Raw genomic sequence first — 12,773 nt, forward strand, 5'->3', positions numbered from 1 at the left:
CCCCGCCGCCATCAGGAAGGGCAGCATCATGCGCATCAGTACCAAAATGATCTATGACGCGGGCAGCACACAGCTGAACAATCTGCAGGGCGCGTTGAACCGCACCCAGATGCAGCTGTCGGCGAATCGCCGCAACCTGACGCCGGCCGACGACCCGATCGCCTCGTCGCGCGCGCTGGAAGTAACGCAGTCGCAATCGATCAACACGCAATTCGTGACGAACCGCTCGAACGCCAAGAATTTCCTCTCGCAGGAAGAGCTGGCGCTGGGCAGCACCGCCTCGCTGATCGCCGATGTGCAGCAACTGGTGCTGAAGGCCGGTAATCCGGCATTGAAGGATATCGACCGCCAGAGCCTGGCCACGGAACTGAAGGGCCGCTTGACCGACCTGATGGGCATCGCCAACACGTCCGACAATGCGGGCGGCTACCTGTTTTCCGGCTACAAGTCGACGACGCAGCCGTTCAGCCAGACGCCGGGCGGCGCCACCTACGTGGGCGACCAGGGCCAGCGCGAGCTGCAGGTGGGCTCGGCGCGCTACCTGGCCACCAGCGACTCGGGCGCGGCCGTGTTCGAGAACAATTTGACGGGCAACGGCAAGTTCACCACGGCGGCCGATCCGGGCAACTTTACGCGCGGCGGCGCCGGCATCATTTCCGGCGGCACCGTCACCGATCCCACCAAGTTGACGGGGCACAAGTACTCGATCGACTTCCAGGTGACGGGCACGGGCACGGATGCCAAGACGACCTATACCGTGACGGATGTGACCCTGGGCCAGACCATTCCGAATCCGGCCGTGCCGGTGGCCTATAAATCGGGCGACGCCATCAACTTTGACGGCCAGCAAGTCAATGTCGCGGGCAAGCCAGCCGACCTGGACAAGTTTACCCTTGAGCCCAGCAGCAAGGAATCGATCTTTACCACGATTACCAACCTGATCGGCGCACTGGGCCAGCCGGCCACGGGTGACGCGGGGCAGGCGCGCCTGACGGCCAGCCTGAACACGGCGCACGACCTGCTCGACACGGCCTACGACAACGTGCTGTCGGTGCGCGCGGAAGTCGGTTCGCGCCTGAAGGAACTCGATACCCTCGACAGCGCCGGCGACGACCTCGACCTGCAATATGCGAGCACCTTGTCGGGCTTGCAGGACCTGGACATGGTGAAGGCGATTTCCCTGTTCAGCCAGCAGCAGATCACCCTGCAGGCGGCGCAAAAATCGTTCACTTCGATCTCGGGCCTGTCACTGTTCAACTACATCAGCTAATAACGGGCACCGGCAGGACGACCGGCAAGCCGGGGCAGGGAGGACATCTCCGGCCCCGGCTTTTTTGCGTCCGCAATCTGGTCACTTTGGCAAGATATTCAGGCAAGCTGTGCAGTCTACCTGTATATCTGTTATAGTAGGGGCCGTTGATCCACTTTCGCTTCCCATGCACACGACACAAGAAGACCACGAACAAGTCCTGCAACTGGCCGGCGAATTGCGCATCCTTATCGGAAAATTGCGGCGCCGCCTGCGCGAAGAGGCGCACCTGGGGGACGTCAGCATGTCGCAGGCATCCGTGCTCAGCCGTCTCGAGCGCGACGGCCCGGCCACGGCCAGCAGCCTGGCGCGCGCCGAAGGCATGCGGCCCCAGTCGATGGCCGCCACCGTGCAAGCCTTGACGGAAGCACAGATGGTGACGGGCTCGCCCGATCCGGCTGACGGACGGCAAACGATCCTGACCTTGACGGACAGCTGCCGCGCCTGGATCGCGGCCAGCCGCGCCGCGCGCGAAGACTGGCTGGCGCGCACCATTGAAACCCGGCTTACGCCGGACGAAGTCACCGAACTGAACCATGCGGTGGCATTACTCAAACGCTTGGCGGAATGATCCACTGCTAGACCTTAACACTCGGCAAGGAGCCCGCACGCCCAGATGAACAACACATTCCGTTCGCTACGCATTCCCAATTACCGTATCTGGGCCGGCGGCGCCCTCGTGTCGAATATCGGCACCTGGATGCAGCGCACGGCGCAGGATTGGCTGGTGCTCAGCGAATTGACGCAGCACAATGCCAGCGCCGTCGGCATCGTCATGGCCTTGCAGTTCGGTCCGCAATTGCTGTTGCTGCCCCTGACGGGCATGGCGGCCGATTTGCTCGACCGGCGCAAACTGCTGCTGTGTACGCAGGCGGCCATGGGATTGCTGGCGCTGGGCCTGGGCTTGCTGTGCATCAGCGGCCTCGTGCAACTGTGGCATGTGTATGTGTTTGCTTTCCTGCTCGGTTGCGTGACGGCCTTCGATTCGCCCGTGCGCCAGACCTTCGTTGCCGAGATCGTCGGCGAGGAAGATCTGACCAATGCCGTGGCGCTCAATTCCACCTCGTTCAATGCGGCGCGCATGCTGGGGCCGGCCGTGGCCGGCTTGCTCATCAGCAGCGTCGGCAGCGGCTGGGTCTTCATCATCAACGCCGTTTCGTTTGCGGCCGTGATCGGTTCGCTGTTGCTGCTGCGCGTGGAATTGCTGCGCCGCGCGCCGCGCCTGAAGGCCACGCGCGCCAGTCTGGGCGAGGGTTTCCGCTACGTGCGCCAGCGGCCCGACCTGATGGCCATCCTGCTGATGCTGTTCCTGATCGGCACCTTCGGCCTGAACTTCCCCATCTTCCTGTCGACCATGTCCGTAACGGCTTTCCATGCGGGCGCCGGGCAGTATGGCGTGCTCAGTTCCGTGATGGCTTGCGGCTCCGTGGCCGGCGCCTTGCTGGCGGCGGGGCGCGGCCAGCCCACCCTGGCCTTGCTGCTGGGCGCGGCCGCGCTGTTCGGCCTGGCGTGCGCACTGGCGGCCGTGATGCCCAATTACTGGCTGTTCGGCATGATGCTGGTGGTCATCGGCATCGCCGCGCAAACGTTTACCACCAGCGTCAACAGCAGCGTGCAACTGTCGACGGCGCCCGCCATGCGGGGCCGCGTGATGGCCATCGTGCTGGCCATTTCGGCGGGTGGCACGCCGCTGGGCGCCCCCATCGTGGGCTGGGTAGCCGACACCTTCGGCCCGCGCTGGGCGCTCGGCATCGGCGCTTTGTCCGGCCTGGCGGCGGCCCTCGTCGGCGTGCGCTACCTGGTCAAATATCACCAGTTGCGCTTGAACGTCGACGTGCGCGCCTGGCGCTTCGCATTCAGCAGCGACCAGCGCTGACGCCAGCTGTCAGGGAGGCAGCAGGCCCGTGCGGGCGGCGGACAGGATGGCGCCGCTCAAGCCATCGAGCAGGCTCGAGGCGGCGCGTGCCGTATGCCAGTGCAGGGGCACGTCCAATGGCGCAGCGGGCAGCAGTTCGACCAGACTGCCATTGTCGAGACAGGGCTGGATCAGCGCCTGCGGATGCAAGCCCCAGCCCATGCCGGCCAAGGCGGCCGTGACGAAAGCATGCGACGAGGGCAGGGTGTGGCGCGGCAGTTCCACGTGCCGGTGGCACAGGCGGCGCACCCAGCGCGCCTGCAGCTCATCCTTGGCATTGAAGACGAGGCTGGGAGCCAGCGCCAGGCTGGCGGCGCCGACGCCGTGGGCAAAATGCCGCTGCAGGAAGGCGGGACTGGCGGCCGCCAGGTAGCGCATGGCGCCCAGCGGGCGGCTGTTGCAGCCGGAAGCCGGCCGGGCCGTGGCGCTGATGGCCGCCAGCACGGCGCCGCTGCGCAGCCACTCTGCCGTATGGTCCTGGTCGTCGACGGCCACCTGCAGCAGCACCGGGTGCGCGGCCGCGAAGGCGGCGATGGCGGGCGCCAGCCAGGTGGCCAGGCTGTCGGCATTCACGGCGATGGGCACGCTGGCGCGCGACATACCCTGCGCTGCCAGCGCCGGCAAGGTGCCCTGCAAATCCTGTTCCAGCAGTTGCACCTGGTCCACGTGCTGGCACAGACGCCGGCCCGTTTCCGTGGCGCGGCAGGGCTGGTCGCGTATCACCAGCGCGCAGCCGACGCGCTCTTCCAGCAGGCGGATGCGCTGCGAAATGGCCGATGGCGTCACGTGCAAGGCGCGCGCTGCGCGCTCGAAACTGCCTTCGCGGATGACGGAAGCCAGCGCGGCGAGGGCGGCATAATCGAGCATGAATGAAGTTTTCCTTAACTTGCTGTAGAAAAGGTAGTTTGCCTTCATTTCGTTCGGCTGGCAAGATCGCCGCATGACACTCTCGACCGCCACCACACCACTCGTTTTCTCCGTCTTTCTCCAGGGCTTGACCCTGGGCCTGGGACTCATCGTTGCCATCGGCTCGCAAAATGCCTTTGTCTTGCGGCAAGGCTTGCGCCGCGAACACGTGGGCGCCATCGTGCTGTTTTGCGCGCTGGCGGACGCGGCGCTGATTGCCGCCGGCGTCCTGGGCATGTCCCGGGCGTTGGGGCAGCGCCCCATGCTGGCCAGCGCGCTGGCGCTGGGCGGCGCCATTTTTCTGGCCGTCTACGGTTGGCAAGCGCTGCGGCGCGCGCGCCGGCCGCAGCAGTTGCGCGCCGCCGAGGGCGGTGACGGTCTCGGCCTGGCTGCCATCCTGGCCCAGGCGGCGGCGTTTACTTTGCTCAATCCCCATGTCTATCTGGATACGGTATTGCTGGTGGGGAGCATCGGCGCCCAGCAGCCGGGCGTAATGCGCGGCTGGTTTATCGTTGGCGCCAGCGCGGCCAGCTTGCTGTGGTTTGCCTCGCTCGGTTATGGTGCGCGCTGGCTGGCGCCGTGGTTTGCACGGCCCCGGGCCTGGCAAGTGCTCGATGGCTTGATCGGCGTGACCATGTTCGTGCTGTCGGCGCTGCTGCTGCGCCACGCGCTGGGCTGATCGTTGCGATCAGCGCGCGGCAGGCAGCGGCGCCGGTGGCGCCGGGCGCAGGGGATTGGGCGGCGCGGGCGGCGGTGGCCGGTCGCGTGTGGCAAAGCCGCGCGGCAGCAAACGCGCCGTTTCTATGCCGCGCAGGAACATGTTCTGGAAGGGCGTGGCCAGGTAGGGCAGGACCATGCCGATCACCAGCAAGCCCACGCCCAGGGTGACGGGAAAACCGATACCGAAAATGTTCAGCTGCGGCGCGGCCCGCGTCAAGATGCCCAGGGCCACGTTGGTCAGCAGCAGGGCGGCGATGATGGGCAGCGAAATTTGCAGACCGGAACGGAAGATTTCCCCGCCCCAGGCCGCCAATTGCTGGAAACCGCCGCTACTGATGGGGCTAGCCGAAATGGGCAGGCTGACAAAGCTTTCCGCCAGCGCCGCCAGCAAGACCAGGTGGCCGTTGACGGTCAAAAACATCAAGGTGGCCAGCATCACGAGGAACTGGCTGATGGCGGACGACCTGCCCTTGGTTTGCGGATCGAAGAACGAGGCGAAGCCCAGGCCCATGGTGAGACTGCTGAGTTCGCCGGCCATTTCGATGGCGGAAAACACGATGCGGATGGAAAAGCCCATGGCCAGCCCCACCAGCATCTCTTGCGTGAGGATCAGCAAGCCGGGCAGGGACATCGGGTTGACGGCCGGCAAGGCCGGCACGGTGGGGGCGATGATCATGGCCAGCAGCGCGCCCAGGGTCACCTTGACGCTGGCTGGCAGGGCCGCATTGCCAAACAGCGGCGCGGCCGCGATCAGGCCGAGGATGCGGCTAAGCGGCCACAGCAATGCTGCGATCCAGGTATTGAGTTCGATGCTGGACAGGGTCAGCATGGCAACAGTGGCTGCACTAACCCACCAGGTTCGGGATGCCCGTAAACACCTGGCGCATGTAGTCGAGCATGACGGACAGCATCCACGGACCGGCCACGACGATGGCGACAAAGATGCCGACCAGCTTGGGGATGAAGGACAGGGTCGCCTCGTTGATCTGCGTGGCCGCCTGGAAGATACTCACGATCAAGCCGATGATGAGGGCGACGAGCAGCATGGGCGCGGCCACCATCAGCGTGATTTCCATCGCATGGCGGCCCAGGGTCATGACGCTTTCGGGTGTCATCTGGTTCCCCTAATAAAAACTCTGTGACAGCGAGCCCAGCAGCAACTGCCAGCCATCGACGAGCACGAACAGCATCAGCTTGAACGGCAGCGAGATCGTCGCGGGCGACATCATCATCATACCCATCGACATCAGCACGCTGGCGACCACCATGTCGATGATCAAAAACGGGATGAAGATGGCAAAGCCGATCTGGAACGCCGTCTTCAGCTCGCTGGTGACGAAGGCGGGCACGAGGATGCGCAGCGGCACGTCTTCAGGGCCTTGCAGGGCCGCCGAGCGCGACATCTTGGCAAACAGGGCCAGGTCGGCCTGGCGCGTCTGCTTGAGCATGAAGGTTTTCAGGGGATCGACGCCCTTGTCCAACGCCTGCTGCATGGTGATCTTGTTTTCCTGATAGGGCTGGTAGGCATCCGTATAGATCTTGTCGAACACGGGCCCCATGACGAACAGGGTCAAAAACAGGGCCAGCCCTACCAGCACCTGGTTCGGCGGTGCCGATTGCGTGCCGATGGCCTGGCGCAGCAGGGACAGCACGATGATGATGCGCGTAAAGCAGGTCATCATCAGCAAGGCCGCCGGCAGGAAGGTGAGCGACGTCATCAGGATGAGCGTCTGTACCGGCAGCGAATAATTCTGGCCGCCGCCCGGCGCCGGCGTGCTGTTGAAGGCCGGGATGCCAGGCTGGGCCATCGCCCACAGCGGCAAGGCCAGGGCAACGGCCGCCAGCAGCCAGGTCAGGGGAGTCTTCAAAGTGGACCACGCCATCTGCTGCTTATTTCCCATTGCGTTTTTCGATGGTCTGTTTCAGCCACTCGGAAAAATTGGCGGCCGCGGGGCCGTTTTGCGCCGTGGCCAGTTGCGGCAGATCGCCTTCCTGGCGCGGCATGGTGGCCAGCGCGTTGATCCTGCCGGGCGAGGCGCCGACGACGATCCACTGGTCGGCCACTTCGACGAGGACGATGCGTTCGCGTCCGCCCAGGTTGAGCGAGCTGACGACGCGCATCTTGTTGTTGCCGCCCATGACCTTGGGGCCATAGCGTTTCATGAACCAGGCCAGGCCGATCAGCAGGGCCAGCACGAACATCAGCGCGAGGATGGTTTGCAGCAGGCTGCCGGCCGAGCTTGCCGGCGCCATCGTCGCCGGTGCGCCAGGCGGCATGGCGGGCAGGGCGGCGGCAGGCGAGGCAGCCGGAGAAGCTGCTGGCGCCGTTGCGGCGGCAGGCGGCGTCTCGCTTGCCACGGCGGCGGAAGCGCTGGCGGCGCTGGCCGCCGGCGTGGACGCGGCTGGCGCTTCAGCCAGCGCAATGCTGCATGCCGCCATGAGCGGCAGCATGATGGAAATCAACAGGCCAGGCTTCATTTATTCAATTTTCGGATGCGTTCGGAAGGCGTGATGATGTCGGTCAGGCGGATGCCGAACTTGTCATTGACCACCACCACTTCGCCCTGGGCGATCAGGCAGCCGTTCACCAGCACGTCCATCGGTTCGCCGGCCAGGCCGTCGAGCTCGACCACGGAACCCTGCGCCAGTTGCAGCAGGTTCTTGATGGCGATCTTGGTGCGGCCCAGTTCGACCGTCAGCTGCACGGGGATATCGAGGATGAAGTCGATATCGTTGTGCGTTTCCGACTTCGATGCCTGCTTGGAAAAGTCCTTGAACACGGCGGCGCTGGCCGCGCTGGCCGTATTGGCGGCCTGGTTTTGCAGCGCTTCGGCTTCCGCCTTGGCCTGCTCGGCAATGGCCGCGCCCCAATCGTCTTCCGCGCTTTGGTCGTCTTGGTTGTCAGACATGTGTTTCTCCTGTTGTACAGAGTTGGCCGCCAAGCGGCCAGTGTATATATTAATTGTAACCCCTGGCAAAACCGTAGTGAGCGGCAGTGATTTGTGGCTAAGAAGCGCAACCGTGCTGGAGCACGGTGAGCATCGCAGGCCGCAAAGCGCGACGCGCAGCAGGTTTTGTCAGGTGTTTAGTGGTTATTCATGTTATCGGCATTGGCGAGGAGTTTCTCTACCTTCAATGCATATTGGCCGTTCAACACGCCGTACGTGCAATCCATCACGGGCACGCCATCGACGGTAGCGGCGATCAGTTCGGGAATATTCAGCGGGATGATGTCGCCCACCTTCATGTTCAGGATTTCATCGAACGACACGCGCGCCGTGCCCAGCGAGGCCACCAGCTCGACTTCGGCGATCTGGATCTGCTGCGTCATCAGGCGGATCCAGCGCTTGTCTACTTCCAGCGCCTCGCCCTGCAGGCTCGATGTCAGCGAATCGCGGATCGGCTCGATCATCGAATACGGCATGCAGAAGTGGATTTGTCCGGAAACGGAGCCCAATTCCACCGTAAACGTGGAAGCCACCACCACCTCGTTCGGCGTGGCGATGTTGGCGAACTGCGTGTTCATTTCTGAGCGGATATATTCGAACTCGACGGGGAAGACCGGCTCCCACGACTTGGTGTACGCCTCGAAGACGATATCGAGGATGCGCAGGATGATGCGCTGCTCCGTCTGCGTAAAGTCGCGCCCTTCGACGCGCGTATGGAAACGTCCGTCGCCGCCGAACAGATTGTCGACCAGCAGGAAGACGAGGCCCGGATCGAAGACCATCAGAGCCGTGCCGCGCAGCGGCTTCATGTGCACCAGGTTCAGATTGGTTGGCACCACCAGATTACGGATGAACTCGCTGTATTTCGAGACGCGCACGGACCCGACCGACACTTCGGCGCTGCGGCGCAGGAAGTTGAACAGGCCCACGCGTAGCAGCCGGGCGAAACGCTCGTTGATAATTTCCAACGTCGGCATCCGGCCGCGCACGATGCGCTCCTGGGTTGCCAGGTTGTAGGTACGAACTCCCGTGACGTCTTCCGGCGCCTGCGCGTCGTCCTGGTCTCCGTTGACACCCTTCAGAAGGGCATCGACTTCTTCCTGGGAGAGGAAATTATCGGCCATGGCTGCTTATTGAATGATGAATGCGGTAAATAATACGTCCGTCACGTCCTGCTCCGGCCCTTTGTCCTCGAACGGCTGGTTCACCTGATTGATGATTTCGGCCGCCAGCTGCTGCTTGCCTTCCACGGTATTGAGTTCGGACGCCTTCTTGCCGGACAGCAGCAACAGCAAGCGGCTGCGCACCTTCGGCATGTTCAGCTTGATCGAGTCCATTTCTTCCGGACTGCCCACCTGCAGGGTAAACGCGATCTGCAGATATTGCTCGCCATTTTCCGGCTGCAAGTTGACGGTGAAGGCATCGACGGGGATGAAAACGGGTGGACCTGCCTTGGAAGCGGCATGTTTTTTCTTGTTCGGCGCCGATTCTTCTTTATCGGCCTTGCCATGCAAGAAGTACCAAGCGGCACCGCCACCGATGCCGCCGGCCACCAGCACGGAGGCCAGCACTATGATCAGAAGCTTCTTTTTCGAGGCGCCGGCGGGAGCCAGGCCTGCATCTGCTTTCGGATCTGCTTTCATTTTTGGATTTGCTTTCAATGGTACTCGGGTGCATGGAAGTGGATCACGACGCCATTATGTCATTATCGGCAAATTCTGCGCAGGAGGATGCAGTGAAAAGAGGGCGGAAGCGCCCTCAACTCGCTGTTTTTATACGAAAAGTTATGCCGTGGGGCGCGCCTGTGGCCTGCGGACGACGAATTGTCCTCAGGCAAAGGTATCCACGGCACTCAGGCTGGCCCGGCTGCGTCCGCCCGTCGCCGGCGCGATGGCGATCTCGCCACCGGAGGCGCCGCCGCTCTGGCCATTGCCACGGCGTTCGCCCGAGGCGGCGCGTTCGCCATTGTTTTGCTGTTCCGGCGTGCCGGCCGAGACGGTGGCGCTGCCGAAGGCGATGCCCGCTTCGCTCATCATTTCGCGCAAGCGCGGCATGGCCGCTTCCAGCGCCTGGCGTACTTCCGGCTGGGCCGACATGAAGGCGGCGTCGGCCTGGTCATTGGTGACCGTCAAGACCACTTGCACGGGGCCCAGGTCGGGCGGATTCAGGGTCAGGGTGGCGCTCTGATCGCCACCGGCCGCCATCCACACGACTTTCTGCCCCAGTTGCTGGTCCCAGGCCGGCGTACCGACCCGGCCCGTCAGCTTGTCGGCCGGCACGGCCACGGCGGCCGCCGCCTGCTGCAGCGCGCCCGGCTGCAACTGGGCCGCCAGGCGGCTCAGGTCGGCTGGTATTTCCTTGAGGACCGGTTCGGCCACGGCGGTACCCGCCTTGGCGGTGGCCGCCAGCTGGGCGTCGATGGCCAGCTTGCCCGGTTCGGCCTTGCCTGCCGGCACGCTGGCGCTTGGTGTGGCGACCGCCTTGCCCTGGGCCTGGCCCAGGCTGTCGGCAAAGTCGCCGCCGTCCGTTTGCGCGATGACGGTGGCGGCGGCCTTGCCGCTACCCTGGCCGGCTGCCAGCAACGGCCCCGTTGCCAAACCCTTGCCGTCGGCCTTGACGCTGGCGCGCGCGGGCAGTTCCGGCACGGCCTTGGCCGCTGGCGGCTGGATGGCCAGTTGGATGCTGCCCACGAGGGCCAGCATCTCGGCGGCCGGATCGGCTGGCGGCGTGACTGTCGCGTCGGGGACGGCAGGGACGTTGGCCTCGGCCGTGGCGCTGGAACCATCGCCGCTGGCTTGTGTGGCCGCCTCGGCCGCTGGCGTGGACGGCTGTTCGTTGCTGGCCGCCTGGTCGGTGCCCGCTTGCGCCGGCTTCGCTTCACTGGCGGGTGCCGGCGTCGCTGGCGCTGGCGTGGCCGCCGGGCTGGCGGGGCGCGCCGCCGGCGCTGCTGCCTGCGTTTGCGCCATATTGCGGCTGGCCTGGCGTTGCTCGATCTGGCGGTTCAGGGTGCGCTGGAAGTCGCCCGCCGCACCGCTGGTGGTCGGCTGGCTGCGGTTGGCGGCGCCCGGCGTGGCGTTTGGCGAGATAATCTGGGAAATCGGGGTTGGCTGGGTTTGCATGATGCTGCCTCAGTGTTGCTTAGCGTTTGTAATAGGCTTGTCGCGCCGCGTGCTCATCCATTGCTTTCTGGTCGCGCTTGTTTTCCAGCTTTAGCGCCTGTTCCTGCGCCCGGTTGTTCAGGGTCGTGTACGACATGCGCTTGCGTTCGGCCAGCTGCCAGCGCATCTTTTCATTGTCGCTGCGCGCTTGCGCATGCTCGACCACTTGCTGCTGGCCCATGATCGCGCTGTCGAGTTTGACCATGAAAGCCTGGAAATTGCGGTAAGCCATCGGCGTGATCCCGCTGCTCATGCTCGCTTCGAAGCGCTTGGCATAGTCGTCGCGGTAGCCGGACAGCATGTCGAGCTTCTGGCGGCAATCATCGAGCGCTTTCAGGGCCGCGCCCAGGCGCTTGGCGCAGTCGTCCGTTTCGCGCTGGGCGAGGTCGATCAGGGTTGCAAGTTGGGAAGGAGAAGCCATGGCTGATTATATTCCCGCTATGCAAGTCCTAATCAGTCGAATAGAGCGGTAAGTTGCCCCAAGCTCTCGTCCATGCTGACCCGCTCCGTGATTTGCTGTTGCAAAAACGCTTCAATCTTTTCATGCAGGGCGATGGCCTGGTCCAGCACGGGGTCGGTGCCGGCGCTATAGGCGCCCACGCTGATCAGGTCGCGGCTGCGCTCATAGCGCGAATACAGCTGTTTCAGCTTGCGTGCCTGCTGCTGGTGCTCGTGCGTGGTGATCGAGTGGGCAGCGCGCGAGATCGATTGCTCGATGTCGATGGCCGGATAATGGCCCGCTTCGGCCAGCCGGCGGTTCAGCACGATATGGCCGTCCAGGATGGCGCGCGCCGAGTCGGCGATCGGGTCTTGCTGGTCGTCGCCCTCGGTCAGCACGGTGTAGAAGGCCGTGATCGAGCCGCCGCCTTCCTCGCCATTGCCGGCCCGCTCCACCAGCACGGGCAGCTTGGCGAAGACGGAGGGCGGATAGCCCTTGGTGGCGGGCGGCTCGCCGATGGCCAGGGCGATTTCGCGCTGCGCCATGGCGTAGCGGGTCAGCGAATCCATGATCAACAGCACGTTCTGCCCCTGGTCGCGGAAATGTTCGGCAATGGCCGTCGCATACGCGGCCCCTTGCAGGCGCATCAGCGGCGGCGTGTCGGCCGGCGCGGCCACAACGACTGAGCGGGCCAGGCCTTCGGCGCCGAGAATCTGTTCGATGAATTCCTTCACCTCGCGTCCCCGTTCGCCGATCAGGCCGACGACGATCACGTCCGCCTCCGTGTAACGGGCCATCATGCCCAGCAGCACGCTTTTACCGACGCCGGAACCGGCGAACAGGCCCATGCGCTGGCCACGGCCCACGGTCAGCATGGCATTGATCGAGCGCACGCCCACGTCCAGGGTGTCGACGATGGGCGCGCGGCCCAGGGGATTGGCGGGGCGTACATTGATGGGGGCGCTGTCAACCGTGTGCAGGGGGCCGAGCTGGTCGAGCGGGCGTCCCGCGCCATCGAGCACGCGGCCCAGCAGTTGCGGGCCCACGGGCAAGTGGCGCGCGCGGTCGCTGGGGCGGCGCCGTGGATGCGCGACGCTGCCGGGGCGGGGGATGGCCGGTTCGACGGAAAATACGCGCGTGCCGGGCACGATGCCCTCGACGTCGCTTTGCGGCATCAAAAACAGGCGGTCGCCTTCGAAACCGACGACTTCCGCCTCGACCCGGCCGCCATTCGGCAGCGGCACGGTGCAGGCGGCGCCGACGGCCAGGCGCAAGCCCACGGCTTCCATCACCAGGCCGGCCACGCGCGTGACCCTGCCAGAAATTTGCATCGGTTCCACAAAGCCGACGACGGCCGAACAGTCGCTCAGGTAGGCGC

The 12,773-nt window shown here is 64.7% G+C and carries 15 protein-coding genes; 4 read left to right on the plus strand and 11 right to left on the minus strand.

The window, feature by feature from the left end; translation table 11 throughout:
• Positions 1–28: 28 nt before the first annotated feature.
• From flgL to ACQ4WO_RS03510, 3 genes are all read left to right on the plus strand, one after another.
• Positions 29–1,270, plus strand: coding sequence for a flagellar hook-associated protein FlgL (flgL, locus tag ACQ4WO_RS03500; RefSeq protein ID WP_436480246.1), 1,242 nt, complete (start codon positions 29–31; stop codon positions 1,268–1,270).
• 166 nt (positions 1,271–1,436) lie between these two features.
• Positions 1,437–1,880 carry a MarR family winged helix-turn-helix transcriptional regulator gene (locus ACQ4WO_RS03505; RefSeq protein ID WP_436480247.1) on the plus strand — a complete coding sequence of 148 codons (444 nt, stop codon included), beginning with the start codon at positions 1,437–1,439 and terminating at the stop codon, positions 1,878–1,880.
• A gap of 45 nt (positions 1,881–1,925) precedes the next feature.
• Positions 1,926–3,185 carry an MFS transporter gene (locus tag ACQ4WO_RS03510; protein ID WP_436480248.1) on the plus strand — a complete coding sequence of 420 codons (1,260 nt, stop codon included), beginning with the start codon at positions 1,926–1,928 and terminating at the stop codon, positions 3,183–3,185.
• A gap of 9 nt (positions 3,186–3,194) precedes the next feature.
• Here the strand turns inward: ACQ4WO_RS03510 and ACQ4WO_RS03515 are convergent, their stop codons facing one another.
• Positions 3,195–4,091, minus strand: a complete 897-nt coding sequence (locus ACQ4WO_RS03515; RefSeq protein WP_436480249.1) for a LysR family transcriptional regulator ArgP — start codon at positions 4,089–4,091, stop codon at positions 3,195–3,197.
• A gap of 73 nt (positions 4,092–4,164) precedes the next feature.
• On the opposite strand from ACQ4WO_RS03515, the gene ACQ4WO_RS03520 reads away from it, so the two are divergent.
• On the plus strand, positions 4,165–4,809 hold the full coding sequence (locus ACQ4WO_RS03520) for a LysE/ArgO family amino acid transporter (RefSeq protein WP_436480250.1): 645 nt from the start codon (positions 4,165–4,167) through the stop codon (positions 4,807–4,809).
• Between the two features lie 9 nt (positions 4,810–4,818).
• Here ACQ4WO_RS03520 and fliR read toward each other — a convergent pair whose 3' ends face one another.
• From fliR to fliI, 10 genes are all read right to left on the minus strand, one after another.
• Positions 4,819–5,679 carry a flagellar biosynthetic protein FliR gene (gene fliR / locus ACQ4WO_RS03525; RefSeq protein WP_128142210.1) on the minus strand — a complete coding sequence of 287 codons (861 nt, stop codon included), beginning with the start codon at positions 5,677–5,679 and terminating at the stop codon, positions 4,819–4,821.
• Between the two features lie 16 nt (positions 5,680–5,695).
• A complete protein-coding gene (gene fliQ / locus ACQ4WO_RS03530; protein ID WP_034754044.1) occupies positions 5,696–5,965 on the minus strand; it encodes a flagellar biosynthesis protein FliQ in 270 nt (89 codons plus the stop codon).
• A 9-nt stretch (positions 5,966–5,974) separates the two neighbouring features.
• Complete coding sequence (gene fliP, locus ACQ4WO_RS03535) at positions 5,975–6,751, minus strand: flagellar type III secretion system pore protein FliP (protein ID WP_436480251.1); 777 nt, start codon at positions 6,749–6,751, stop codon at positions 5,975–5,977.
• A complete protein-coding gene (fliO, locus tag ACQ4WO_RS03540; protein WP_436480252.1) occupies positions 6,741–7,328 on the minus strand; it encodes a flagellar biosynthetic protein FliO in 588 nt (195 codons plus the stop codon). The genes fliP and fliO overlap by 11 nt, the downstream gene beginning before the upstream one ends.
• A complete protein-coding gene (fliN, locus tag ACQ4WO_RS03545; protein ID WP_034754038.1) occupies positions 7,325–7,759 on the minus strand; it encodes a flagellar motor switch protein FliN in 435 nt (144 codons plus the stop codon). The genes fliO and fliN overlap by 4 nt, the downstream gene beginning before the upstream one ends.
• A 176-nt stretch (positions 7,760–7,935) precedes the next feature.
• Complete coding sequence (fliM, locus tag ACQ4WO_RS03550; RefSeq protein WP_034754035.1) at positions 7,936–8,922, minus strand: flagellar motor switch protein FliM; 987 nt, start codon at positions 8,920–8,922, stop codon at positions 7,936–7,938.
• Between the two features lie 6 nt (positions 8,923–8,928).
• Positions 8,929–9,441: a flagellar basal body-associated protein FliL gene (fliL, locus tag ACQ4WO_RS03555; protein ID WP_436480253.1), complete on the minus strand. Its 513-nt coding sequence runs from the start codon at positions 9,439–9,441 to the stop codon at positions 8,929–8,931.
• Positions 9,442–9,627: 186 nt separating this feature from the next.
• Positions 9,628–10,917 (minus strand): flagellar hook-length control protein FliK, encoded by a 1,290-nt coding sequence (locus ACQ4WO_RS03560; protein WP_436480254.1) that lies wholly within the window; start codon positions 10,915–10,917, stop codon positions 9,628–9,630.
• Positions 10,918–10,936: 19 nt separating this feature from the next.
• A complete protein-coding gene (gene fliJ / locus ACQ4WO_RS03565; RefSeq protein ID WP_046685922.1) occupies positions 10,937–11,377 on the minus strand; it encodes a flagellar export protein FliJ in 441 nt (146 codons plus the stop codon).
• Positions 11,378–11,409: 32 nt separating this feature from the next.
• The gene (gene fliI / locus ACQ4WO_RS03570) at positions 11,410–12,726 is read right to left on the minus strand and encodes a flagellar protein export ATPase FliI (protein ID WP_232731380.1); all 1,317 of its coding nucleotides are present in this window, start codon (positions 12,724–12,726) and stop codon (positions 11,410–11,412) included.
• Positions 12,727–12,773: the final 47 nt, after the last annotated feature.

The organism is Janthinobacterium aestuarii, assembly GCF_051380835.1.
Lineage (GTDB): Bacteria > Pseudomonadota > Gammaproteobacteria > Burkholderiales > Burkholderiaceae_D > Janthinobacterium > Janthinobacterium aestuarii.

What these genes read in the sequence shown, in the direction of transcription:
- fliN (WP_034754038.1), bottom strand. Translation starts at nt 7,759, where the DNA reads ATGTCTGACAACCAAGACGACCAAAGCGCGGAAGACGATTGGGGCGCG.
- ACQ4WO_RS03560 (WP_436480254.1), bottom strand. Translation starts at nt 10,917, where the DNA reads ATGCAAACCCAGCCAACCCCGATTTCCCAGATTATCTCGCCAAACGCC.
- fliL (WP_436480253.1), bottom strand. Translation starts at nt 9,441, where the DNA reads ATGAAAGCAGATCCGAAAGCAGATGCAGGCCTGGCTCCCGCCGGCGCC.
- fliQ (WP_034754044.1), bottom strand. Translation starts at nt 5,965, where the DNA reads ATGACACCCGAAAGCGTCATGACCCTGGGCCGCCATGCGATGGAAATC.
- ACQ4WO_RS03510 (WP_436480248.1), top strand. Translation starts at nt 1,926, where the DNA reads ATGAACAACACATTCCGTTCGCTACGCATTCCCAATTACCGTATCTGG.
- fliJ (WP_046685922.1), bottom strand. Translation starts at nt 11,377, where the DNA reads ATGGCTTCTCCTTCCCAACTTGCAACCCTGATCGACCTCGCCCAGCGC.
- fliP (WP_436480251.1), bottom strand. Translation starts at nt 6,751, where the DNA reads ATGGGAAATAAGCAGCAGATGGCGTGGTCCACTTTGAAGACTCCCCTG.
- flgL (WP_436480246.1), top strand. Translation starts at nt 29, where the DNA reads ATGCGCATCAGTACCAAAATGATCTATGACGCGGGCAGCACACAGCTG.
- ACQ4WO_RS03520 (WP_436480250.1), top strand. Translation starts at nt 4,165, where the DNA reads ATGACACTCTCGACCGCCACCACACCACTCGTTTTCTCCGTCTTTCTC.
- fliO (WP_436480252.1), bottom strand. Translation starts at nt 7,328, where the DNA reads ATGAAGCCTGGCCTGTTGATTTCCATCATGCTGCCGCTCATGGCGGCA.
- ACQ4WO_RS03505 (WP_436480247.1), top strand. Translation starts at nt 1,437, where the DNA reads ATGCACACGACACAAGAAGACCACGAACAAGTCCTGCAACTGGCCGGC.
- fliM (WP_034754035.1), bottom strand. Translation starts at nt 8,922, where the DNA reads ATGGCCGATAATTTCCTCTCCCAGGAAGAAGTCGATGCCCTTCTGAAG.
- ACQ4WO_RS03515 (WP_436480249.1), bottom strand. Translation starts at nt 4,091, where the DNA reads ATGCTCGATTATGCCGCCCTCGCCGCGCTGGCTTCCGTCATCCGCGAA.
- fliR (WP_128142210.1), bottom strand. Translation starts at nt 5,679, where the DNA reads ATGCTGACCCTGTCCAGCATCGAACTCAATACCTGGATCGCAGCATTG.
- fliI (WP_232731380.1), bottom strand. Translation starts at nt 12,726, where the DNA reads ATGCAAATTTCTGGCAGGGTCACGCGCGTGGCCGGCCTGGTGATGGAA.